The 23,150-nt window shown below is 50.5% G+C and carries 22 protein-coding genes; 13 read left to right on the top strand and 9 right to left on the bottom strand.

Going from position 1 to position 23,150, the window contains the following annotated elements; genetic code table 11:
• Window positions 1–191: 191 nt before the first annotated feature.
• Genes IJG50_02095 through IJG50_02080 form a run of 4 tightly spaced genes read right to left on the bottom strand, consistent with a single transcriptional unit; the run spans window position 192 to window position 4,161 of the window.
• Entirely contained in the window at window positions 192–941 is a 750-nt protein-coding gene (locus IJG50_02095) for a DUF4428 domain-containing protein (GenBank protein MBQ3378638.1), read from the bottom strand.
• A gap of 32 nt (window positions 942–973) precedes the next feature.
• The gene (locus IJG50_02090; protein MBQ3378637.1) at window positions 974–1,444 is read right to left on the bottom strand and encodes a hypothetical protein; all 471 of its coding nucleotides are present in this window, start codon (window positions 1,442–1,444) and stop codon (window positions 974–976) included.
• A gap of 52 nt (window positions 1,445–1,496) precedes the next feature.
• On the bottom strand, window positions 1,497–2,009 hold the full coding sequence (locus tag IJG50_02085; GenBank protein ID MBQ3378636.1) for a hypothetical protein: 513 nt from the start codon (window positions 2,007–2,009) through the stop codon (window positions 1,497–1,499).
• A gap of 25 nt (window positions 2,010–2,034) precedes the next feature.
• Window positions 2,035–4,161 (bottom strand): DUF3298 domain-containing protein, encoded by a 2,127-nt coding sequence (locus tag IJG50_02080; GenBank protein MBQ3378635.1) that lies wholly within the window; start codon window positions 4,159–4,161, stop codon window positions 2,035–2,037.
• 181 nt (window positions 4,162–4,342) lie between these two features.
• Here IJG50_02080 and IJG50_02075 point away from each other — a divergent pair, with 181 nt between their 5' ends.
• Complete coding sequence (locus IJG50_02075) at window positions 4,343–4,504, top strand: hypothetical protein (GenBank protein MBQ3378634.1); 162 nt, start codon at window positions 4,343–4,345, stop codon at window positions 4,502–4,504.
• A 213-nt stretch (window positions 4,505–4,717) separates the two neighbouring features.
• Here the strand turns inward: IJG50_02075 and IJG50_02070 are convergent, their stop codons facing one another.
• The 3 genes from IJG50_02070 to IJG50_02060 form a co-directional block, all read right to left on the bottom strand.
• Window positions 4,718–7,402, bottom strand: coding sequence for a hypothetical protein (locus IJG50_02070; protein ID MBQ3378633.1), 2,685 nt, complete (start codon window positions 7,400–7,402; stop codon window positions 4,718–4,720).
• 168 nt (window positions 7,403–7,570) lie between these two features.
• A complete protein-coding gene (locus IJG50_02065) occupies window positions 7,571–8,266 on the bottom strand; it encodes an S-layer homology domain-containing protein (GenBank protein MBQ3378632.1) in 696 nt (231 codons plus the stop codon).
• Between the two features lie 378 nt (window positions 8,267–8,644).
• Window positions 8,645–8,848 carry an alpha/beta-type small acid-soluble spore protein gene (locus IJG50_02060; GenBank protein ID MBQ3378631.1) on the bottom strand — a complete coding sequence of 68 codons (204 nt, stop codon included), beginning with the start codon at window positions 8,846–8,848 and terminating at the stop codon, window positions 8,645–8,647.
• A gap of 260 nt (window positions 8,849–9,108) precedes the next feature.
• On the opposite strand from IJG50_02060, the gene IJG50_02055 reads away from it, so the two are divergent.
• The 10 genes from IJG50_02055 to IJG50_02010 all read left to right on the top strand — a co-directional run bounded on the left by IJG50_02055 (window position 9,109) and on the right by IJG50_02010 (window position 18,635).
• Entirely contained in the window at window positions 9,109–9,627 is a 519-nt protein-coding gene (locus IJG50_02055; GenBank protein MBQ3378630.1) for a GNAT family N-acetyltransferase, read from the top strand.
• Between the two features lie 202 nt (window positions 9,628–9,829).
• On the top strand, window positions 9,830–11,278 hold the full coding sequence (locus IJG50_02050; protein ID MBQ3378629.1) for a tryptophanase: 1,449 nt from the start codon (window positions 9,830–9,832) through the stop codon (window positions 11,276–11,278).
• Window positions 11,279–11,396: 118 nt separating this feature from the next.
• A complete protein-coding gene (locus IJG50_02045) occupies window positions 11,397–11,975 on the top strand; it encodes a hypothetical protein (GenBank protein ID MBQ3378628.1) in 579 nt (192 codons plus the stop codon).
• A 111-nt stretch (window positions 11,976–12,086) separates the two neighbouring features.
• Window positions 12,087–13,004 (top strand): hypothetical protein, encoded by a 918-nt coding sequence (locus IJG50_02040; protein MBQ3378627.1) that lies wholly within the window; start codon window positions 12,087–12,089, stop codon window positions 13,002–13,004.
• A 49-nt stretch (window positions 13,005–13,053) separates the two neighbouring features.
• Window positions 13,054–13,518: a hypothetical protein gene (locus tag IJG50_02035; protein MBQ3378626.1), complete on the top strand. Its 465-nt coding sequence runs from the start codon at window positions 13,054–13,056 to the stop codon at window positions 13,516–13,518.
• A gap of 94 nt (window positions 13,519–13,612) precedes the next feature.
• Window positions 13,613–14,470 (top strand): CPBP family intramembrane metalloprotease, encoded by an 858-nt coding sequence (locus IJG50_02030; protein MBQ3378625.1) that lies wholly within the window; start codon window positions 13,613–13,615, stop codon window positions 14,468–14,470.
• Window positions 14,471–14,628: 158 nt separating this feature from the next.
• Window positions 14,629–15,744: an aldo/keto reductase gene (locus IJG50_02025; protein ID MBQ3378624.1), complete on the top strand. Its 1,116-nt coding sequence runs from the start codon at window positions 14,629–14,631 to the stop codon at window positions 15,742–15,744.
• A 39-nt stretch (window positions 15,745–15,783) separates the two neighbouring features.
• A complete protein-coding gene (locus IJG50_02020) occupies window positions 15,784–17,376 on the top strand; it encodes a cation:dicarboxylase symporter family transporter (GenBank protein ID MBQ3378623.1) in 1,593 nt (530 codons plus the stop codon).
• Window positions 17,373–18,077: a M15 family metallopeptidase gene (locus IJG50_02015; protein MBQ3378622.1), complete on the top strand. Its 705-nt coding sequence runs from the start codon at window positions 17,373–17,375 to the stop codon at window positions 18,075–18,077. Before IJG50_02020 ends, IJG50_02015 begins: the two co-directional genes overlap by 4 nt.
• Before the next feature lie 36 nt (window positions 18,078–18,113).
• The gene (locus tag IJG50_02010; GenBank protein ID MBQ3378621.1) at window positions 18,114–18,635 is read left to right on the top strand and encodes a methylated-DNA--[protein]-cysteine S-methyltransferase; all 522 of its coding nucleotides are present in this window, start codon (window positions 18,114–18,116) and stop codon (window positions 18,633–18,635) included.
• Window positions 18,636–18,683: 48 nt separating this feature from the next.
• On the opposite strand, the gene IJG50_02005 is transcribed toward IJG50_02010, so the two are convergent.
• Window positions 18,684–19,622, bottom strand: a complete 939-nt coding sequence (locus tag IJG50_02005; GenBank protein MBQ3378620.1) for an L-lactate dehydrogenase — start codon at window positions 19,620–19,622, stop codon at window positions 18,684–18,686.
• A gap of 236 nt (window positions 19,623–19,858) precedes the next feature.
• Between IJG50_02005 and IJG50_02000 the strand changes: the two genes are divergently transcribed.
• On the top strand, window positions 19,859–21,670 hold the full coding sequence (locus tag IJG50_02000; GenBank protein MBQ3378619.1) for an Ig domain-containing protein: 1,812 nt from the start codon (window positions 19,859–19,861) through the stop codon (window positions 21,668–21,670).
• 147 nt (window positions 21,671–21,817) lie between these two features.
• Window positions 21,818–21,997, top strand: coding sequence for a hypothetical protein (locus IJG50_01995; protein ID MBQ3378618.1), 180 nt, complete (start codon window positions 21,818–21,820; stop codon window positions 21,995–21,997).
• Between the two features lie 819 nt (window positions 21,998–22,816).
• Here the strand turns inward: IJG50_01995 and IJG50_01990 are convergent.
• Window positions 22,817–23,143 (bottom strand): hypothetical protein, encoded by a 327-nt coding sequence (locus IJG50_01990; GenBank protein MBQ3378617.1) that lies wholly within the window; start codon window positions 23,141–23,143, stop codon window positions 22,817–22,819.
• Window positions 23,144–23,150 lie beyond the last annotated feature (7 nt).

The following is a 23,150-nucleotide window of genomic DNA, read 5'->3' as shown; positions in this document are numbered from 1 at the left end:
GCCGCCGCCCTTGACATGCATTCCGTTCCCGCTTATACTGCAAGAAAGGGAGGCCGGAATAATCCGCCCTCCCGCAATATATTATTTTTGCTCTGTTTTACACCATGCTTCGGGCTTTACACAAATTTTGGGACAGACCCTACGCAGAGGAAGAGCGCTCCTCTGCGTGTTTTTTGTTTACGTATATAATTCTAGTTTACTGCGCTGCCGCAGTATTCGCAGCAGTTCGAAGCTGTAGGCACGGTCTGAGCGCCGCAGGCGGGGCACTTTACGGGGCCCTTGGGAGCAGCATCCTCGCGGGCGATGTTTCTTACCTCGGTGAGGGCTTCCTTTATCTCCTTTGCCATATCCTGAAATTCGCGGTAATCAAGGTTATTCTGCGGATCGGGCGCGCGGTCGGCAGTTACGGGATTGTCGGGATTTATATCAATGCTCAAGGGGTTCAGCCTGAATCTTATAGTATCGAAGTAAGGCGTGTTTACTCGTATTATCATATCGAAATCATAGCTGTATGTAAAGCGCGGAGGAACATAGCTTACAAGCTTTCCCTCTCTGTCCTTGCGTTTTTCCTCGCTGCGGTGCTCGTTTATATCAAGGTCGCAGCCCGTCACCTGAGAAAACGATATAACGTCGGGATTTGCTTTTATCAAATCTCTTTCGCGCGTTACGACAAACTTTTTTGCGTCCTCGTCTATAATAAGCTTCGTATTGACGCCGAATGTGCGCGTAGCGTTGAATGCGGCCACGGCCTCTTTGTTTGCCTCACGATAGGCAAGCTGCTCCTCGATCTCTGCAACGGTGCTTCTTCTTCTGTCGGAGAACCACGGCGAAAGCTTTGCCGCGCAGTTTTTGCACATATTTCCGTCTTCCAGCTTTCTGTTGCCCAAAAGGCCTATCTCGCCGCCGCATATAGAGCACGATTTCTTACTGAATAATCCCATTTTAATATCTCCTTTCTTTTTTGCATATAGTATTATTCTCTGTATTCGTAAAGTATGCTTCTTATCTCATATAAGATCCCCGTCCCGCTTTCGGGGAATTCTTCATCGCTTGAAAGCACGGTTTCTTTGCCGTCGGCAACAAAAGTTACGCAGATCGTAGGCGCATCCAAAGCGACGAACTCGCTGTCACCAAGCTCTCCCCAGAGGGGTACTTTGCGCTCGGCGTAAACAGCCTTTATCCTGCCAAGCGCCTCATACGGTACAACAAGCGTCTCGTTTGTCTCCTCGGCTCCGTTGAAGAGTGTTTCATGAACGGTAAGAAGCGCCTGCCCGTCGGGCGAAGGCTCAAGCATTATGTCGATATCCTCGCCCTCCATGCCGCCGTAAACACGGTATTCGACTTTAAAATCTTTTATATCTTCCGGCGAAATTTCGGGCGTTTTAAGGAAGTTTACCGCTGCAAGGGCGGCCGCAATGATAATGAGCGCAATAAAGACTGTCAAACATATTCTTTTAGCTTTCGATTTCATGATATCATCTAAGTCCCAAAAAGCTTTATTTTTCGCTTATGTGCTTTCTTTTTCTGTATTTGTTTAAAAGCTTATATGTATCTTCAAATATCTTTTTCTTGCCCTCGGGAAATACCATATTGCTGTAAAACGTGGTGCGAACGTAAGGCGTTTCAAACTTCACCATTTCGGTAGGCGCATTATCGTCAGGCTCCTCGCTGTAGGACAGATTGCCCCAGCTCTCCACATCGTAGGACGTATAAAGATGCTTGAATTCGTCCATTACCTCAAGAGGGAGGTGATAGCTTTCGTATATTTCGCGTCCCGTTTCTTCGTCTATGCCATGGGCATTCAATATGAAGTCATAGTCAAGAGTACGCTTTAAGCTTATCTCAAAGTCGCGCTTATCGGGGCCGCCGTGTATCGTATATTCGCATAAGTTTATATCGAATTCGTCTACAAGCGGCTTGAACTTGAGCAATCCCTTTGCCTTGAGAATTGCGGCTGCGGCAACAATTATGCCTACTACGATAAGAATGTTTAGTACGGCTTGATTCATTTGTTTATGCTCCTCCTATTTTGATTTATTCATAAACTGTGAGATCGTATACGTATTTAAAATCAGAGACGGTAACGACACGGCCGTCCATAAGGCTTATAGACGGACTCCACACAAGCGTTTCGCCGTCGGGCGCAAATATGCTCACCTGCGTGTCGGGCATTATGTCGCTTGCGTTGCACTTTAAGAGAAACGGCGCGCCGTTTCGGCTTTCATATATCATTTCTCCGACCTCGCCCTCAGAACCGTTTTCTTCGCCGATATAAAGCTCGTTTACCGCAACGGGCGCATCCGGGTCGCACGGTATCACAAGATAAAGCTCTTCGCCGTCGGGCGTACATACGAAATGATCGGCGGGAACGGATAAGAGAAATTCAAAGTCGTCGGCATATCCGCTTTCGGTAAACAGCGAATTGTAATAAGCGCGGTATGCATCGAGATCGTTTGCCTCTCTGTCAACGCCTCCCAAGTAGACTACTCCGCACATACATCCCTCGTCGAATATAGCTTGGCGCTGTATAACGACCGGGTTCCACTGCCCGCCGGAAAGATCGCTTCCCTCGCTTGTTTCGTCGTCCTCATATTCAGGGAAATACGGCGCAAATACCGCATTGGCAAGCGCATCGCCGAAATAATTTCCGTCGCTCTGAGTTTTAAAGTTTGCTCTTACGACCGTCTTGTTATCGGACAAGCAAAATTCGCTGTATGTCTCGTCGTCTGTTCGAACGCGCGTCACAATGTCGCCCCTCTCAAGCGTCATGGTTTCCGATTCCTTGCCGCTCGTCTCATCTATGACAGAGACCGAAAGAGCAGAAAGCACCTTATAGCTGTCGGGCAGTGTTATCGTAAAGAAGCCGTTCTGAGCCTGCGGCATACCGTTTTCGTCTACAGAGAAAACATCCCAGCCGCGTCCCATCGTTATATCATAAACTATCGTATCGAGCCTGAGGGCGCTCGGGTCAGTCGGTATCTCGTCCATTTGACGGTATATTTCATCATCATCGGCTTCGGCTCCGGAGTATATCGCCGCAAATCCTAATGTCGCTTCTTCAACTTTTTTAGGCTGACTTGAGGAAACATCATATATTACGAGCGTCGGAAAGCCGTCAAGCGTATTACCGAACATGTAAATATAATTTTTGCCCTCGCCCGTGTGCATTAAAACGGGATCCCACGAGTAAGACTCTATATCTTCAGTCACGCTTTGATCGTCAAGCGTCAGCATAAAGTCTGTGTATGAGCCGTATTCATTGGTATCGCCGGTCACAGTGATCGTATTGAGCGCGCCGTCGCCGTCCGTGTCAAAGTAGAAAGTCTGGTATTCCACAAGCTGCACGGCGTAAGCGTCGGGCGTATTCGTGTATTCGCTTTTAACGAGATCGGGATACTCGCAAAACGGCAGCTTTACCGTGATCTCGCCGTAGGCGTAGGGCGCTATCTCGTAGGGCGAGAAGTATAGCGTTACGGCGTCGTAATCCAATGTCCACGAAAGCGTATCGATATGCTCTGCAACGTAATCGCCTATTTCAAGGTCGTCGAAAAACTCGGCGTCGCCGCATTGCTCGCTCATCTTTTCGCGCACGGCGTCGGGAAGAAGTGATGTATCGGCAATAACGTCGGTCAAATTAAGCTCCTCGCCGCTTTCCGGGTCGTAGTTCACGCCGTAGTAGGCGTACATGCCGTGTGCTCCTCCGGTGTAGGAATAGGCAAAGCAAAGAAGGCTTAAAGCACGGCTGTCCGCGCGGCGCACGTAGAATTCGTTTTTAGTCTCGTTTCTGTAAAAGTCGTCGCCTAAAAGTTCTATGAGCTCGAGCGCCATTGCGATATTGCTTTCATATTCGCTCGCCATGTTTTCTTTCATAAGCTCGTTGTTCTTTGAAAGGGAGGCCGCAAGCTTCGGATAGGCGGCGGCGCATTCGTCGGTAAGCGCGGGCAGAGAATACTCGCACGTTGCAAGGACGGTAAAATAATCGTCGCTCCATTCAACGAACGAAAAGCTTTCGCTCGTTATATGAAGAAGCTCGTCGAACGAAGGCTCTGCGGAAGCCGACATGTCCGGCGCGTCTTCGCTTTTCGTATCGCCGCCGGAACATGATGCAAATAAAAAGATCATGAAAGCCGCAAGCATAATAAGTGATATAGTTTTTTTCATAATAAGCCTCTCTATGATTTGCTTCGTTTGCAGGAAGCTTTTTTTCGCGTGATTTTGCACAGAAAATACTTTATTTATATAGTAATATAAATAAAACGTATTATCAAGTGCGACTTTTATCGGGCAGAGCATGAAATATATTATTTTATATTTGACAAGATTTTCGGGAGAGGCCTCTGTAGTGGAATCGGGTTCAAAAAGCGTAAAGCCGTCCGTGGGCATGACGCTGCATGACAGCGACGTCATCTCTACGGGAAGGGATGCTCAGGTTTATATCAGCCTGGGAGAGAAAAATGTGGTGAAATTGTCTGAAGGAAGCCGCGCAAGCGTTAAAAAGAGCTAAAATAAGCTTAAGCTTATGCTTGAGACAGGCAATATGTACAAGGGACTTGAAGCCTCCGAGCTTAGCGGCATAAAGACAGCGAACACAATAACGTGAGTGCGCGGATAAGAAAGATAATGCAATTTTGCCGATAAACAGCGGGGGGCTGCAGCGATTTTTTATTTCGCTGCAGCCCCTTTTCTCAGTTCTGCGTCTTTGCGCGTCGGATCGGCTTTATTTCAGCGTGATGTCCGCGCACCATACGCCGTTTTCATCCAGATAGATTTTGTTCACGGTCATGGTCATCGACGACGCACTGGAATCCTCCCCCCATGTGAAGGTATAGGAATCACCCGGCAGATACAGATCATCGTCGCTCGCCAGGGCAAGCCTATCGTCTCCCAGCGTGTCCCGTCCGTTGTTTTGGATGAGCCGGATCAGGGCATTGTCAAGATGATTGCTGCGGTTGGATGCTTCGAAATAGCTTGTTGACGAGATATATTCTTCCGACAGCTTGCCTCTGACATGGTATATAACAAGGCCGGGTTTTGAGAAAAGCCCTGTTTTCTTGTCCTTGAAAGCTTCGTTGACTCCCTCCGGCGTATACAGCGACACGGTGTAGTACTCCTTGAAATAGCTCTGCTCTTCATCGGGGGAAATGATCAGCGCGTCACCGGTCGTCGTATAGGACCGAAGTTTCAGATGCTCCTGAGGGCTTGCGTAGTCAAAAGCCGGCTGGATCCAACCGAGGATCATCTTCGACAGCGGGTCGTGGTCTCCCAAATTGGAGCACATCATCATCGTATCGCCGGTCGGGTTGCACGTGTTGCCGTACAGGTCCTCGAGTCCAAGCGCGTGGCCGGTTTCGTGGATAAGTGTTCTGCAGTTCAGCGCAACGCCGTCAGTATCCTCGGCAGGCGCATTCGTCGCGCTTAAGGTCCAGAAATCGCGCAGGAAGGTCTCCTCGCTGATCCAAATGTACTGATCAAGCTTTTTCCCGTCAAACTCTCCTCCGACAGTATAACTGGAGTAGCTCCACCAATCGCTCCACGAATCGACGAGCGGAGCGTCATAAACAAGATAGACGCAATCGATATTGCCGTCTTCGTTCTGGTCATACCGGGAGTAATCAAACCCCTCGCTGTCAATGTGTGCTATTGCCAGCTTTGCGATCTCTCCCGGCATGTCATACTGGTAGGTGCTTTTGGCGGTTTTCGTATCCATCCCGGTCTCAAAGGGCGACGTGATCGTGGCGTTTAAACGGAGTTTGCCAAAGGATACCTCCTCATAATACTCCCGCAGCGAGTACCAGCCGGTGGAGTGGTCTGTTGAATTGAACGCGGTTTCGAGATCGACGTCATACGCGGGCGAATCGTTGAACCGAATCGGAATGACCAGAATGTTCACGTTTTTATCGGCGGGGAGGCTCGCTCCCGGATATATCCCCTGATATTTCAGATCCTTCAGTGTGTCCGCGGCCATTTTGTCCAGATACACCCCGTCTTTTGCGTCGAGTATCCGGATCGTGCAGCTAAGTTCGATCCCTTTGTATACCACGCGGACTTCATAGTCGCCGGGCGTTTCGGGATCAAAGCCGCCGGGGCAGTCGTAATCCAGTTCAAGGACGGGCGTTTTTTCACCGCTCCCGCTCTTGTGTTCTACGGCAACACCGGCGAGCGCTTCCTTAAGAGTAGTCTCTGAGTTCGACCGTATCGTTAGGACGGCGGGGGATATGATGAGAGCCGGTCCGTCGGACTTTCGGTACTGGGTTTCGTGGATGGGAGCGAATACGGAGCTGTCCATAAGAAGGATGGACGTAAAGTCCAGTTCGCACACGGATCCGCCCGAAGCTTCGAGCAGTTCATGGACATATGCGCGAAGCTCAGTCCGGAACCGCGCGGCATTCCCATCCGGATACTGCTGCGCCGTGTCGGGATCGCCGAGGTAGAGGAAAGCCTCATGTCCGTACGCGTCGCTGACACAGAGCATATAATCCGCTTTTTTTAGTTCCTCTTCGTCCGGGATATCCGGAACGACCAGACACGTAAAGTCCACCAGATCGAAACCGGATTTCGTCAGAGACTCCAGATCGTCGCCGGAGGTCGGGATACCGTAAAGATAACCGTAATAAGCTTCCGCCAAATCGGGATCGTCGACTGCGATAACAGGTACGCCGCCGCGGAAGCGGCCGCAGTCGACCGTGCCGATCAGATCCAGGCAGTCTCCGATCTCAATAGAGGAGGGATCGATCCCTTCGATATACACTGGGATCACGCGATTGGTCTTGTCTATCAGGATGAGGCAGTTATCCATGAAACCGATGATATATCCGGAGAAAGAAACCGTCATACCGTCTATCGATTCACCCTTACGCCAGCTGTCCAACAAATCGGCAGCCGTGATAGTTACGGCATAGTTTTCGGGGAAATCGAGTGCGACGTTTTCAAAGTCGGAGAATTCGAAAGTGTCGGTATGGGTCGTGGTACCGTTCCACACCTCGTTTGTATAAGAGAGGAACATCGCGCAAACGCGTCCGTCCTTCACCTGGATCCGGAAGTCTTCGACCGTGTAAGTTCCCGCTTCGTATTTGTCCGACAGATACTTTATCACACGGGTGGCTTCATCGTTTCGCGACGACTCTGACGCCTGATACCATCCGTCCCCGATATCTGCATAGAGAGAAGAATCGATATCCGACGGGAAAACGGGGAAATCGAAGCGGGTGTACTTAAAAGCCAACTCGTCCATTAAGCACCACGTACCGAACTTGTTTATCAGACCGTATTCCAGTTCACCGCTGTCATTCCTGAAGAAGTACTTTTCCTCCGAAAAATCGTCGTCGCTGTGATAAACAGCGCGTATGAACTGCCCGTCATAATCATAGTCATACTGTTCCACCGACGTTTTGTAAATCAACACGTTTTCCCGTGTATCCTTAAGATGGTAGTTGGTCTGCTCTTTGACCAGCTTCCGATAGGCTGCCGTCAGCTCGTCGACAGGATCTTCCGGCTTCGGGGGCCAGTCAGACGGAAGCCCCCCGCCTCCGCCGCCCCCGGAGTATGTCGAACCAGACGTCAGATTTGAGGGCTATACCGAAACGGGGAGGGTGATGTTCTTTCGCAGGGGCTTATCGATGATCCGAGTCAGTATAGCCGCGACCTCGCTCCTCTTCACATCGGAATATGGAGCGAATGTTCCCGCTTCATCGTTCCCGACCATGATCCCGGCGCGATACAGCCGATAAACCGCCGGTCCGAAGACATCGTCCGCAGCCACATCCGGGATCGATCCGTCCTTTACGCTGTTGATCGCCTCATATTCTGTCTGAGGCAATGCCGCGCAGAGAATTTCGGCGACAAGACCGCGCGCGGCGGGGGCGTTCATTTCCTCCGGAAGAGAGGAGACGATCCCGTTCTCCACACAGTACGCGGCATAACAGGCATACCACGGATCCGTCGGAGCGAAAGCGTCGCTTCCCGTATGGTAAACCGCATGCAGGCGAGCGGCTACGGTCAGTATTTCGGCGACGCTGACACTGGCGGAGGGGGCGAAACTTCCCTCTCCCTTACCGACCATCAGACCGTATTCATAGACTGACCGGATGTTTTCGTTAAACCAGTCCGTTTCCGCCACATCATCAAACAGGGAATCGTTCCAAACGTTATTCTTTGCAAAATTTCCGAGACTGCCGGATCCGTCCGCGGCGACAGCGGAGACCGAAACGAACCCGAAGCATAGGCAGAGGGCCAAAAACAGGCTGAGTATTCTTTTGAAATGTGGCATAAATACCTCCTGAATCGTTTCTTTCGCGCTTTCCTATACGAAACCCGAACAGCGCCGGAAAGCAGAATTATGTTTTTTATATTTTATCACATTCCACAAGAATGAATCAAGTTCTTGTAAATATCCACTTCAAATCACGATCCCGGCTATGTATCCGATCGTTTGCTTATGCCCGTCAACAATGCGGTTTTCTCGCGTGTACTGAACATTTCTGACCGGTCGTGCGGGACAAAAAACCGGGAGCGATGGACTAATATATTTAGTCCTGTTTAAAGATGATTTAAAACTCTTTATGAAAATGCACTGACATTTTCATCGTTCGCCTTTTTTGAAAGCCAAAGGCGCAGGAACTTTCCTGCGCCTCCCGCATTCGCTTTGTTATTTAGACAGGCTTTCCTCGTAAGCCTGTATCATCTTCTTGACCATCTGGCCGCCGATAGAGCCGGCCTGTCTTGAAGTAAGGTCGCCGTTATAGCCCTGATTTAAGTTTACGCCGACCTCGTTTGCCGCTTCCATCTTAAATCTGTTCATGGCGTCCTTGGCCTTCGGGACCGAAAGCTTATTGCTGTTGTTACGGGACATAATATCTCCTGTCCGCCCTTTTGGGGCTTTGTTTCAAACATATTATTTAATCCGTCATCGGATTACACGCATATTATCTGCGCGAAAAATAAAAGATATGCTTGGAAATATATATCGAAAACGGGGGAAAAGCGGATTTTGCCGAGGTCTAGGCCGACAAAGCGAGCGTATTTTTAATATTCTGCGTATGTATATGCAAAAACGGAATTATTCGGTATAATTATTTAAAGATACAAACATACCCCAGAGGAGGCTTCCCCATGGAATTTATAAAATGTACGATGCGCGAGCTTGCGGCCGTGTCCGATTTATACGAAAAGACGCTTTCGCATCTTGAGGCGACGGTAAATTACCCGAAATGGACAAAGGAATATCCGAGCATTAAAAGCGTAGGCGAAGCCATATCGCGCGGCGAACAGTACGCCTGCACAAAAAACGGCGAGGTGCTGGGAGCCGTTGTATTAAACGACGACCCGCGGGGAGATTACGGCGCGGGCGACTGGAGCCGCGAACTTAAAGAGGGCGAATATCTTGTCATACATACGCTGGCCGTTTCGCCGCAGGCTTCGCGCAGGGGCATAGGCGCTTATATGGTGGACTGCGCCGTTATAGAGGCGCGCAATGCGGGATACAAAGCCATACGCATAGACGTCGTGCCCGACAATACTCCGGCGATAGCGCTTTACATGAAAAAAGGCTTTAAGTTTGCGGGAGTGAAGGACCTTAAAAGAAATATTAAGGAGATACCGCTGTTCGCCCTGTACGAATTGAATATTTGACATTGTTTGGCGAAAAAATACGTCCGTATAAAAAAATACGGACGTATTTTTTTATATTTTAAAATTTTCCTTGCTTTTTTTAGAATATGGGAGTAAAATGCTATTTAACACGACTACTTATTATCAGAGTCAAGTTTTATCAGAGTCAAGTTTTAAACTGATAAAGTGTTAAAGTAAAAATAAATACAATGGAGGGCATGACATGCCGCAGATAAAATTCTATAAGCGCGACCCTATACCGGTCGAGATGCACAAGGTAAAGATAGTACAGAAGCTCGAGCTGCTTCCCGCAGACCAGAGGCTTAAAAAGATGTACGACGCCGGATTCAACACGTTCCAGCTCCACAACGGAGATATTTTTATGGACATGCTCACCGACTCCGGCGTAAACGCGATGAGCGACAATATGCAGTCTGCTATGCTTCGCGCCGACGACGCTTATGCGGGAAGCGAGACGTTCTTCCGCATGAGGGACAAGCTGGAGGAGATATTCGGAATAAAATACTTCCTGCCCGCGCATCAGGGACGCGCCTGCGAGAATATTTTGGCAACGTACTTCGTAAAGCCCGACAGCTGTGTCATAATGAATTATCACTTCACGACTGCCAAGGCTCATATAACGAGACTTAAGGGGCGCGTTGAGGAGCTCGTAGCAGACGAAGGGCTTATCGCAAAGAGCGATCTGCCGTTCAAGGGCAATATGGATCTTGATAAGCTCGAGGCCTGCATAAAGAAGGAGACGCCAGAAAACGTGGCGTTCATACGCATAGAGGCGGGCACCAACCTTATCGGCGGACAGCCCATATCGTACGAGAACATGAAGGCTGTGACGGAGATAGCAAAAAAATACAACATAGTCACCGTAATGGACGCTTCGCTTCTTCAGGACAACATATACTTCAATAAAATACGCGAGGAAAGCTTAAAGGACAAGACGCCCGCCGAGATATTAAGAATGATAGCCGACCTTTTTGATATAATCTACTTCTCGGGAAGAAAATTCGGCTTTGCGCGCGGCGGCGGCATACTCGTGCGCGACGAGGCGCTGTTTCACTCAATGGAGGACCTCGTGCCCATGTTCGAGGGCTTCCTTACATACGGCGGTATGTCCGTAAAGGAGATGGAAGCCATGACGGTAGGCTTCGACGAGTCGCTCGATATGGACGTGATCTCCCAGGGCCCGCAGTTCATAGATTACTGCGTAAGAAAGCTCGACGAATACGGCGTGCCCGTTATAACTCCCGGCGGCGGCCTGGGCGCGCATCTTAACGCGATGGAATTCGTCGGTCACATCCCGCAGCAGCAGTATCCGGCAGGCGCGCTCGTATGCGCTATGTATCTGTGCGGCGGCATACGCGGTATGGAGAGAGGCACGCTTTCCGAAGAGAGAAACGCCGACGGAAGCGAGCGCTTCGCGTCGATGGAGCTCGTTCGTCTTGCTCTGCCGCGCAGAGTGTTCACGCTTTCGCAGACAGAATATGTTATCGACCGCGTGAAGTGGGTGTATGACCACAGAGAGATGATAGGCGGCCTCGAATTCGTTCACGAGCCGGCGACGCTAAGGTTCTTTACGGGAATATTAAAGCCCGTATCCGATTGGCCCGAAAAGCTCGTTGCGGCTTATAAGGCTGAGTTCGGTGACGATCAATAAGAGGAAAGAAATTTAGGGACGGGTATTTCCCGTCCTTTTTTTTTATAAATACTGACAAATTGAAATTTTTAAGGTATAATAAAGCAAATGCCGTATTTACTGCGAAGGGGTGTTTTAAGTGAGAAAGATATTATTGATCGCTTTTTTTGTTCTTTCGGTGATGCTTTGCGGTTGTACGGACAGCGAAAAAAACGACGTGCCGGGTAAAAAGGATAACGACAGCCTTATACAGGAAAGCGCAGGAGACTTCCTTCCCGTAAACGATACGAAAGACGGCGTGATCATCGATGACCTGATAGGCTGCGGCAGCCTATTGGGGCTTACCGCCGACGAAGCGGGCATACCGCGCGCGGTGATCGACGATTCTTCGGGGACGATCATAAAAACATATGCCGACGGTAATATTTTCGGAGTCAAGGATTATGCGGTCATATATTTTGAGCGCGGCACGGACAATGACGATCATATCATATCCTCGATATGGATACATATAAAGGGCGTTGGCTTTGATAAGTGCAAAGAGGAGCTTTCGGCGCTTTACGGCGAGCCGTACTCACAAGGCGAGGAACCGTATGTAGAGGCAAACGGCGGCGCGGTGATGTGGGCGGATTTTAGGGACGGAGACACGTTGATACGTCTCTCCAATGCAAGCGAACGCGAATATGACGAAATAGAGTTTTATAAAGCCGTGCAGTAAGATCTAAAATGTGCGGAACAAAAAATACATATTATATTCTAACAGTATAAAACGCCTTTTTGGTCTATGGCTTTGAGGCGTTTGAATAATAACAAAAAAGGAGAAAAACATATGAAAAAAGTAATTGCATTAGCGGTGGCGGCGCTTATGCTCGCAGGGCTTCTTTCGGCCTGCAGCTCCGAGTCGTCGTCTGTATCGGCCGAATCGACCGATGAGAACACCATTATGTTCATCGCCGAGAACGGCAGCGTTGATTCTTCCGTGAACGGAAACATCACGGTTTCGGAGGGCGAAATTCTTGTCATCGCACCTAATCTTACCGAGGGCAAGGTAAACATAACCGTATCGCGCGAGGGCAGCGAAAGCGAAATGCCTTCGATAGAGTGGGAATTTGAGGGTGTGGAGCCTACGGAGTATATGCCAAATGAGGGCGAATATGAAGTGGTATTCACAGTGACACAAAAGGCAAACGGCATTATAGAGATCTACACAAAGTCGGGAAATGAAAACATGACGGGCATGCCCAATCCGTGGAGGGAAGCCGACGCGGCGGAAGCAAACGGCACGGTCCCGCGTCTCTTTAAAGCTCCCGACGGCGCCGAAGGCGAGCATTGGTCGATAATGAACGCTCAGACGGGAGAAGACGAGCTCGTAGAGCTTGACTTTGCTAAGGACGGCATATCTTACAACGCGAGGGCACAGGTGACGGGCGACGACTATGCGGATATTTCCGGCATGTACTACGAATGGGGCGAACCCGAGGAAGTATCGCTTCCCGCATGGGGATTCGGCAATATGACGGGCAAAGTGTATACGTTCGACAACGGCGACGAAGCGGCTAAGCTCTGCACCTGGTACGACGTTGAGATAGGCATAAGCTACAGTCTTTCCGTGGCGGCAACACCCGAGGATATTGCCGCCGGGAGTATTTCCATCGAGGATATTGCCGCCGTTGATATTGCGGCCATGGCAAATTCCATGTACGAGCCTGCAAACGAGCCTCTTTCGGATATGCCCGACGAGGAGTAAGGCTTATAGCCATAAACGAAAAAAATTATGAACCTAAAGGAGAAGAAAAATGAGGAGAAGAAAAATGGGACAGAGCGAAAATAAATCCGGCAGCAGAAAAATGCTTAAATTCTTCGGCGTCCTCGATATTATTTTCGGTATATTGGGGTTGATATTCGGTATTATAGTGGCGGCAACCGGCGGTATAGGAGCCGCGGCGCCCGAAACGGCGGCAGATACTTCGCTTCAGATGGGTGTAGCGGCTTTGCTCGTGATAGGCATATTCCTTATCATTGCCGGGCTTATAGACCTTATCGTAGGCATACTCTCCGTGAGAGCGTCGAACAATCCCAAGAAGATAGGACCCGTTTGGATGCTTGCGCTTATATCACTTATTTTCAACCTGATAAGCGTTATCTATACTATCGCACAGGGCGGCGGCTCAAATGTGTGGTCCGCTATAGTAAGCCTTGCGATAGCGGCTATCGTATTCTTTGTTGCAAACAGCGTAAAGAAGGAAGCGCAAAACCTATAACCACTTAAAGCGTAATAAAAAGCAAAAAAAGCCCGAGCGGCGTAGGTTCCGTTCGGGCTTTTTATAAGGCACGACAAAAGAAGGAGAAATCTCAATGGAGGAAAACAAAAAAGCAAAAAAGCCGAAGCATAAGCTTGCAAACAGGCATCCGTTCATAGCAAGCGTGCTGTTTTCGCTTGTAGCGTTTTTTGCGATACAGTTCCCGCCGATCGTCGCGGGAAGCGTCGCGGGCAATACTGATATAGGCATGATTGCCGCGGCCGCCTTTTCGTTTATAGCGATGGCGGTATATAAATTCCGGTTCAGGCCCGATTTTGAGGGTATGCTTCGCGGCGGACGGCCGCTTTTGGGCTTTTGGCTGCTTTCGCTCTTTTTAGTCGTTTGGGCGCTTCATATCGTCGGCACGCTCGCGCTTGGCGAGGATGGGCTGATCCCTCCCCTTACGGGCTTTTGCATCGCGCTCATGGCGGGTTTTTGCGAGGAGACGGCTTTTCGCGGCATAGGCTTATCAATTCTTCTGCGCGGCATGAGAAGCGAAAAAAGGATACTTCACGCGCTTTTGTTCACGTCGGCGGTATTCGCCGTCGTTCATGCGGCCAACGCCGCAGCCGGCGCTGACATAAGCATGACGGCGGTTCAGGTAGCGGCCGCGTTCTGCATGGCGCTGCTTTTGGGCGCGTCGTATATACGAAGCGGAAACATATTGCCTGCAATAATATGTCACGTACTAAACGATGTAGTCGCCTTTATGGGGAATCCCGATACCGCGTCAAGCGGTATTTATACGGAAAGCGCGACGTGGACGTCGCTCGTCGGTCTTTCTTTGTACGCCGTTATGGGCGTGATAGGCCTGTGGCTCGTGCGTCCCGAAAAGCGCGCTGAGATACGCGCTCTGTGGGCAATGAAATGGAACGAGCAAAGCGAGGCAAATTCGTGTGACGAGGTTTTATAAAAAAGCGTATATCCGACCGCAAAGAAGAAAAAACATACGCTTTGCGGTCTTTGTTTTTTCAGTCTGCAAAAAACTTTTTGCGATGGTGGAAAAACGTAAGATTCTCCATTATAATAAGCATTAAGGATAATACTTTTTCCGCAAAAGGGAGGATCAAAATGGCTTCTGATAAGAAAAATGAGAATTTCAAGCTCGGCTTCGGGCTTATGCGCCTTCCGAGGCTTGAAAACGGCGAGATAGACGTAGTACAGACTTCTGAGATGATTGATCTTTTCATGGCGGCGGGCGGCACGTATTTTGATACCGCATACGTTTATCCCGGCTCGGAGGAGGCGGCGAAGAAGGCTCTCGTGGAAAGATATCCGAGAGAAAGCTATACTCTTGCGACAAAAATGATCATAAATCCCCAGATAACGGACAAGGACAGCGTGCTCAAAGAATTTGAGACAAGCCTTGAGCGCACGGGCGCGGGCTATTTCGATTATTATCTGCTCCATGCTCTCCAGGTGGCCAATTACAAAAAATACGACGAATACGGCCTTTGGGATTTTGTGAAGGAGCAAAAAAAGAAGGGACTTATAAGGCATTACGGCTTTTCCTTCCATGCCGATCCGGATATTCTTGAAGAAGTGCTTTCGAAGCATCCCGACGTTGAATTCGTACAGCTTCAGATAAATTACGCAGATTGGGACAATCCCGGTGTAAATTCAAGAAGGAACCTTGAGATATGCCGTGCTCACGGCAAAAAGGTAATAGTGATGGAGCCCGTGAAAGGCGGTATCCTTGCCGACCCGATAGACAGTGTAAAGGAGATATTCGACCGCGAAAACAACGGATTTTCCTATTCGTCGTGGGCGATAAGGTTCGCCTCAGGGCTTGACGGCGTATTCATGGTACTAAGCGGCATGAGCAATACGGCGCAGATGAAGGACAACCTAAGCTTTATGAGCGATTTTAAGCCGCTTTCCGAGCATGAACACGAGGTCATAAAGGCGGCGCAGAAGGCGCTCGGCGAAGACAAGTCCATACCGTGTACGTCGTGCCGTTACTGCACGAAGGTATGCCCGAAGAATATACCGATACCGGATATATTCACCGTTGAGAACAGAAAAAAGGGCAGCCCCGAATTTCGCACGATACGCGAATATACGATAGCTACCGTGGGAAAGGGCAAAGCAAGCGACTGTATAAAGTGCAAAAAGTGCGAGGAAGCCTGCCCGCAGCATTTAAAGATCACGGACCTTTTGGAAAAGTGTCTGTGGATGGAACAATAGGCGCTTACAATAATTCCGATAAAGAAGCGAGGTTCTAAAATGGCGCTTGCATGGAAGGATTATGAGCTTTCGCCCGAAGCGGTGGAGGAAATATCGGCTGATCTGCAGTCGTATATTTCGTCTCTCGGCGCCAAGCGGCGCGAGATACTGCGTATACGTCTTACGGTCGAGGAGATCCTCATCCGCATAATGGAGGGGAAAGAGGATACGCCGCAGATAAAGGTCGGCATGGGAAAACAGTACGGCAGGTACGCGCTGGATATACGATACGGAGGGGAGCCGTTTGACCCGACGGAGTCGGAGGGCGACGAGTGGAGCGGAAAGATCCTTTCCGCCCTGGGACTTTCGCCCGCATGGTCATACAGACGAAAAGCGAACAGGGTAACACTTACCCTAAAGGAGCGCGGAAAGAAAAGCACGCTGTTTTATCTTATCACGGCCATTGCCGCCGCGGTCGTTTTGGGCTTTTTGGGGCGCTTCATACCCGAAACGGTGACAGCCGCGCTTGACGTACAGCTAATAACGCCGCTCATGACGGCGTTCTTGGGACTTTTAAATACCTTTGCGGGCTTTATGATAGCCTTTACTGTCTGCAGCGGCGTTATGGGCGTGGGTGACTCGTCCGCTCTGGGCAGAATGGGCAAAGGAGTAATACTGCGCTTTCTTTCGCTTTCAGCCCTGGCAAGCGTATTTGCAATGCTTTTTTCGCTTCCGTTCGTAGCTCTTAAGATCTCCGTATCTTTGGACAGCGCCCTGTCTCAGATAGACAAAATAACGGGAATGATATTCGGCATACTGCCAACCGACCCGATATCGCCGTTTTCGCAGGGCAACACGATGCAGATAATCGTAATATCCGTATGCGTCGGAGCGGGGCTTTTGTCGCTGGGCGAACGCACAGCACACATCCGCACGTTCATCGAAGAGGGAACGCTTATTTTGCAGCGCATAACGGAGGCCGTATGCTCGCTTATACCCGTGTTCGTATTCGCCGCACTGCTTCATCAGTTCTGGGCGGGAGACGCGTTGCTCATACTGTCGGTTTGGAAGCCCATATGCCTTTGTGTTGGGCTGTCGCTCGTGTGGTCGGCAGCAATGTACATTTTCGCTGCTGTAAGATTGGGCTGTTCGCCTGTGCTTTTGCTTAAAAAGACGATGCCGCCCTTTTTTGTGGCGTTTTCAACGGCGTCGAGCATGTCTGTATTTACGATGTGCATGGACATATGCCGAAAAAAACTGGGCGTAGGCGACGCACTTGTAAAATTTGCCTATCCCATCGGCATGGTAGTATATAAGCCGGCGTTCGTTGTGGAATTATGCGTTTTTTCGTGCGTGTTCGCACAGACGTATTCGCTTGATGTAAGCGTGCCGTGGCTTGTTTTGGCCGCGCTTACGGCCTTGTTCTTAGCGGTTGCAGTGCCGCCTATACCGGGCGCGGCGCTCATAGTATACAGCGTGCTGTTTGCGCAGCTTGGCATACCGGCGGAGGCGCTTTTGCTGGCGGCCACGATTGAAATACTCATGGACCATGTAAATACGGCCTTCCACGTGGGATTTCAGCTTGTGGAGATCGCGCGTATGGCGAAGGTCATGGGAAATATCGACCGCGACGCGCTTCTTCGCAGGGAATGAGACGCGCGGAAAATATCGTTTATAAAAAAGGAGGAATTATTGTGACTTCGGATTTTAAGCGTATGGTGACGATGGACCCGTCGGGATTCGTGCTTTTGTCGGATTACGTGCCGGGGATATTGCAGGAGATAAGATATTTTTCCACATACAATTTTATCGGGGACCGTATAGACGGAGACGAGGAGCCGTGCGCGCTTATAACGAAAGAAGCGGCAAGAGCTCTTAAAGCCGTGAGCAACGAATTGAACGTGCGCGGATACAGGCTGAAGGTGTTCGACGCTTATCGCCCCGTAAGCGCGGTAAAGCAGTTCGTTTTATGGGGGATAGAAGATACGGATATACGCATGAAGCCGTATTTTTATCCGGAGCTTGAGAAAACGGCGCTTTTTAAAACAGGATATATAGCGGCTCAGTCTACGCACAGCAGAGGCAGCGCGGTCGATCTTACGCTTCTTGATATGGCGACGGGCAAGGAGGTAGATATGGGAAGTTCCTTCGACTTTTTCAGCGAGATATCTCATCCGACGTACAGGGGAATAACAGAAGAACAGTATGAAAACAGAATGATATTAAGAAACGCCATGATTAGAAACGGTTTTAAGCCTTACGAGTGCGAATGGTGGCATTTCTCACTGAACGAAGAACCCTTCCCGGATACGTATTTTGAATTTCCCGTATCTTCAGCATATCTGAAGAGATAAAGTATGCGGGATCTTAACCTTAAAACGGAGGTTTCGGTGCAGTATATTTATTATTACGATTCGCCTTTGGGAGGAATAACGCTTCGATCGGACGGGGAGGCCCTTACGGGACTTTGGTTTGACGAGGAGCTGGGAATTGCCGAAGAGATGAAAACGGGCGTCTTAAAAAAGCTGCCCGTTTTTCTGGAAACGGGAAAATGGCTCGACATTTATTTTCAGGGCAGAGAGCCTGACTTTACGCCGAAGCTTTGCCTTAAAGGAAGCCCGTTTCAAATGACTGTATGGGAGACGCTTCTCGGCATACCCTACGGACGCACAAAGACGTATAAAAACGTGGCCGAAGCCGCAAGGGAGCGCATGGGCGCGCTGCGAATGTCGGCGCAGGCCGCAGGCGGCGCAGTTGGAAAAAATCCCGTTTCGATAATCGTGCCTTGCCACCGCGTCGTAGGCTCGAACGGAAGCCTTACGGGATATGCCGGAGGCCTTTTTAGAAAGGCCGCGCTTTTGCGGCTTGAGGGGAACGATATGACGCGGCTGTTTATGCCGAAAGAGCGATAATAACAAGCGGTATGCATTGCCTGAGGGCAGCACATACCGCTTTTATATTTATGCGCCGTATCCTTTTAATACTTCTATCGAAGCGGCAAATTTTTTCTGTTCGTCGGGCGTAAGGTGGTACGTCACAAGTTCCTTTATTCCTTCCAAAGCGACGACTGCCGGAACTCCGGCGTATATGCCGGACACGCCGTATTCTCCGCGAAGCATACACGAAACGGGGAGCACCTTGTTCTCATCGAAAAGTATCGCGCGGATGACCTGCGCCGTAACAGAGGCGATGCCGTAATAAGTGGCCCCTTTGCCCGCGACTACTTCGTAGGCGATATGCGCGATCTCGCTTTGTATATTGTCAAGGTCAACATGGCCGAACCGCTTAGGATCGTCGGCAAGGATATCGAGAAAGGGCTTTCCGCCCACGGTCGCCTGGCTCCACGGTATCATCTGCGAATCGCCGTGCTCGCCCATGCACAGCGCGTTCACGCTTCTGGGGTCAACGTCTAAAAGGTCGGCAAGATACATCCTCAGGCGCGATGAGTCAAGAAGCGTGCCCGTGCCTATAACTTTTTCATACGGAAGCCCCGACCGCTTCTGTATATACTGCGTCATAAGATCAACGGGGTTTGAAACGACGACAAAAATACCCGAAAAGCCCGAAGCCATAACGGGCGGTATTATCATGTCTATAACAGCGCGCGCCTTTTCGTACATATCGAGGCGCGTCATGCCTAGCTTATAGGGCGCGCCTATCGTTATAACAATAATGTCGGCGTCGGAGCAGTCGTCATACTCGCCGTCGTGTATATATACCTTGCTGTTTGAAAAACCAAGAGAATGTTTAAGGTCGGTCGCCTCCGCCCAAACTTTTTTCTTGTTTATGTCTATTAAAAGAAGCTCGCCGCAGAGCTGATTGGAAACGATATTGTAAGCAAGCGTGGAGCCTACGCTCCCACATCCGATAACGGCCACCTTCGTTCGGCCTAAAGACATTTAGCTCATCCCCTTTTTTATGTTTCTTTTATTCTATCATATCACAGCGTATATCTGTTATGAATTTTTATAAAGAGACGTATTTTATTAAACGACGTTTTTTTGAATGCGAGACGTTTTTTGGTTGAACGCCGCGCCGCGTGATCGTATAATTAAAAACAGATATTAAATCGGCAGACGGACTTCATTACAATACATACGGAACAATACATACAGATCAAAAAGGAGGAAACGATATGAAACATTCTTATCGGATAAAGGCGCTTATGCTGGCGTTCTGCCTGCTTGCGGCGATGGCCGCGCCGGGTGCGGCTGCGGCGCCCGATGTGTGGGACGGGAGCGTTGCCTCATCATTTGCCAAAGGCTCGGGCACTGAAAGCGACCCGTATCAGATAGCCGACGCGGCGCAGCTTGCGCTCCTTTCTAAGCTTGTTAACGAAGGGAACGAGGATTATAACGCCGCATGCTATGAGCTTACGGCGGACATCGACCTTGGCGGGAGCGAGGACAACCAATGGACGCCGATAGGCAAAGATGAAGGGTCGGATTATTGTCCGTTCCGCGGCCAGTTCGACGGTAAGGGCCACAGTATCACGGGACTGTATATAAGCGGTTGGGATGACAATGTCGGTCTCTTTGGATGCACCGCACGCAGTACGGTTCGGAATGTCACCGTCGGCGGTTTTGTCAGAGGCAAAGCCAACGTAGGCGGTATTGTCGGAAAGAACGCGACCGGTAAGGTGATCAACTGCCGAAACGACGCCGCTGTGGACGGCGCTTATCAGGTCGGCGGAGTGGTGGGATATAACCATGCGCAAAATGCTTCGGGAGCGGTTGCCGAAGTGACAGAGTGCGTGAATACCGGCTGTGTGACCGTATCAAGCTCTAAGGCAGGCGGGGTAGTCGGAGAAAACTATACCTACAAGGGAGCGTCAAGAGTTACCCGGTGCGTAAATACCGGACAGGTGGCCGCAAAATCCTCGAGCTGTCAATACATAGGCGGTGTTGTGGGTTACAGCTCTGCCGACAGCTATGGCACAGCAGAGGTGGCAGACTGCTATAATACCGGCGTTGTCGCCCGCCTTGACCGCACGGGACTTCCATACGGCAAATATGTGGGCGGTGTAGTGGGACGCAACCGTGCGACAGGGTCATCATACGTTTTTTCAAGCGGATACGTCAGAGCCGCCGCATCCGTAGTGAACTGCTACAACGTCGGCGTCGTGGAAGGCGGGGATTATGTCCGCGGCGTGATAGGCTCCACATCATTTAATTCGGGCGTAGTTGACGGATGTACGGTTAAGGGATGTCGTTTTCTTAAAACAGATTCCATAAATGCCGACCTTACCGCCCTGTACCGAAGCGGCGGTACAGGCAGTGTAAAGGTGGACGATGAGACAGGTCCGATCTCAGAAGCGGAATTCGGAACTTGGGACAGCTTCGTAAACTGGGACAGAGACATTTGGACGATGGGAACGGACCTTGATCCCGGGATCAGCGGCGTCACCGCTCGACCTGTGCTCATAAGCGTGGACGAGCCCGAAATGTCGGTGCCCGTAACGGGCGTGTCAATAGACATAGAAGAGCTTACGCTTATTTCAGGCGAGACCGCAGTACTTACAGCCGAGGTTACGCCCGAGGACGCCTCGGACAAGACCGTTTCGTGGGAAAGCAGCGCCCCCGACGTCGTCAAAGTGGATGAAAGCGGCAGACTTACAGCCGTTGCTTCGGGCAGCGCCAAGATAACCGCTTCGGCCGGAGGGAAGAGCGCATCATGTGATGTGACAGTGGTATCTGCAAAGATCGAGGGGCTATCTTATTCTCAAGGGAAGGCTGCCGTGCGCGTCACTTCATCTGATCCCGCAACCGCAGTCTTCGCCGCATATGAGGAAGGACGCTATATCGGCGGGATGGTAAAGATGCTCTCTGCCGCGACTCGGACGGAGCTTTCGTTTGATGTGCCAGAGGGGGCGGATACCGTCAGGGTATTCGTGCTTGACAATGATTATAGACCGCTCATCCTCTGCGGAGAGCTTTCGGTTAAGTAAACACAGGACCGCAAAACAAATGTGACAGCGGGATATAAAAAACAGATCATTTTGAAACGCAACAGGAATAAACTTATCCGTACATTGAAAACGCATATAGGATAGAGTATAATTGCAATATGTAGAAAAATCGGAGGGGCAGCGTTTATGCTTCGATACAGCAAGCTGCCAAAGAGCCGGATCGTGCTGTTTCCGGACGAACAGATATCTCCGGAGCAGACAAAAGGCGTCAAGAAACTGCGTAAGACGCGCCTCATAGACGGCTTTCTCCACGCCTCGATCCTAAAGCAGTGGGGGTATCTTGCGGATACCTTGGAATCAATTTGAAAGGTTGTGTCGCAAATGAAAGGAAAAAGAGCGTTTTCTCTGCTGCTGTCTTTCTGCCTGCTCTTGGGGCTGCTGCCTGCCCTGACCGCGCCGATGGCCGCCGCCGCAGGCACTGTGGAGGTTTCGGATATGGAGACCTTCAAGCAGCTCATGACGCAGGACGGGGACGTGGATATCCGGCTGACCACCCATCTCTTCGAGCAGCACGGCTGGGTCCAGTCCTGGGGAGGCGACCTGCCCTTATGGGCGGAGATCCTGTTCCCATGGTTCATGGCCATCGAACACTCGATCCCGAAATACTACGACCCGAGTGGGGAAGTGGTCGCCTGTCCGACGGGAGAGCGCAATGACGATTACGGTTACAAGCTGCCCTACTGGCTGATCGTCGGCAGCGGCACGAAAAAGGTGGATCTGAACGGGTTTTCTATCGTCGTAGACTATCCCAATATATACGAAGGCACGTCCACCATGTTCCGCATCGACGAGGGGACGTCCCTCACCATCAACGATTCCACCGGCCAGGCGGGCTACATCCACTATGAGGGCTATATTTTCGACGTGGAGGACTACAGCAACGAGATCTATTATTTCGCCACCGACATGACCCGCCACCTCTTTGAGGTGAACGGCGGAAACCTGACGATCAATGGGGGCACTCTGGAGGCGGGCCGCTCCAAAAAGCAGTGGATCACCAACGCCCACCCTCGGGAGACGCACGGACTCAACGAACACTGGATCAATCAGAACAAGTCCTACACGGGCAACGTAACCAAATCCGTGAACGGCGACGCGATCATTGTGCGTTCCGGCGCTCTGAGGCTAAACGGCGGCGTGCTCCTGGGCAGGGGCGAGTATCGTGAGGTCATTTGGGCAGGCCGTGGGACTGTTCAGATCGTAGAGGCCAACCTGGATGCCCGGGGAGGCGCCGACTGTCTCAGCGTGTTGCAGGATGCGGAGCTTACCATCTTTTCCGGCGTTTTCTGCATCCACGCGAACGACGTCGTTTACGAAGGCCGCAGCACGGGTATTGAAGGCTATCCCTACGTCTATCACTATGGGAAGGCAGGCGCCCTTGGTTTCGGCAAGGAGGATTTCAACTACGATCAGGTGAGCGTATCTTTCATGGACCCCAATCCGCCACGCCATTGGATGG

The sequence above is a fragment of the Clostridia bacterium genome, from assembly GCA_017405765.1.
Classification (GTDB): domain Bacteria; phylum Bacillota; class Clostridia; order Oscillospirales; family RGIG577; genus RGIG577.
Note: the sequence above shows the minus strand (reverse complement) of the source record. Positions and strands in the feature narration are given on the sequence as shown.

Bases quoted from the DNA above. Each gene is read 5' to 3' on its own strand.
- IJG50_02015 (MBQ3378622.1), top strand. From the start codon at position 17,373: ATGAGACGCGCGGAAAATATCGTTTATAAAAAAGGAGGAATTATTGTG.
- IJG50_01995 (MBQ3378618.1), top strand. From the start codon at position 21,818: ATGCTTCGATACAGCAAGCTGCCAAAGAGCCGGATCGTGCTGTTTCCG.
- IJG50_02060 (MBQ3378631.1), bottom strand. From the start codon at position 8,848: ATGTCCCGTAACAACAGCAATAAGCTTTCGGTCCCGAAGGCCAAGGAC.
- IJG50_02065 (MBQ3378632.1), bottom strand. From the start codon at position 8,266: ATGCCACATTTCAAAAGAATACTCAGCCTGTTTTTGGCCCTCTGCCTA.
- IJG50_02055 (MBQ3378630.1), top strand. From the start codon at position 9,109: ATGGAATTTATAAAATGTACGATGCGCGAGCTTGCGGCCGTGTCCGAT.
- IJG50_02050 (MBQ3378629.1), top strand. From the start codon at position 9,830: ATGCCGCAGATAAAATTCTATAAGCGCGACCCTATACCGGTCGAGATG.
- IJG50_02000 (MBQ3378619.1), top strand. From the start codon at position 19,859: ATGAAACATTCTTATCGGATAAAGGCGCTTATGCTGGCGTTCTGCCTG.
- IJG50_01990 (MBQ3378617.1), bottom strand. From the start codon at position 23,143: ATGGCGTGGCGGATTGGGGTCCATGAAAGATACGCTCACCTGATCGTA.
- IJG50_02020 (MBQ3378623.1), top strand. From the start codon at position 15,784: ATGGCGCTTGCATGGAAGGATTATGAGCTTTCGCCCGAAGCGGTGGAG.
- IJG50_02095 (MBQ3378638.1), bottom strand. From the start codon at position 941: ATGGGATTATTCAGTAAGAAATCGTGCTCTATATGCGGCGGCGAGATA.
- IJG50_02035 (MBQ3378626.1), top strand. From the start codon at position 13,054: ATGAGGAGAAGAAAAATGGGACAGAGCGAAAATAAATCCGGCAGCAGA.
- IJG50_02085 (MBQ3378636.1), bottom strand. From the start codon at position 2,009: ATGAATCAAGCCGTACTAAACATTCTTATCGTAGTAGGCATAATTGTT.
- IJG50_02025 (MBQ3378624.1), top strand. From the start codon at position 14,629: ATGGCTTCTGATAAGAAAAATGAGAATTTCAAGCTCGGCTTCGGGCTT.
- IJG50_02005 (MBQ3378620.1), bottom strand. From the start codon at position 19,622: ATGTCTTTAGGCCGAACGAAGGTGGCCGTTATCGGATGTGGGAGCGTA.
- IJG50_02030 (MBQ3378625.1), top strand. From the start codon at position 13,613: ATGGAGGAAAACAAAAAAGCAAAAAAGCCGAAGCATAAGCTTGCAAAC.
- IJG50_02040 (MBQ3378627.1), top strand. From the start codon at position 12,087: ATGAAAAAAGTAATTGCATTAGCGGTGGCGGCGCTTATGCTCGCAGGG.
- IJG50_02080 (MBQ3378635.1), bottom strand. From the start codon at position 4,161: ATGAAAAAAACTATATCACTTATTATGCTTGCGGCTTTCATGATCTTT.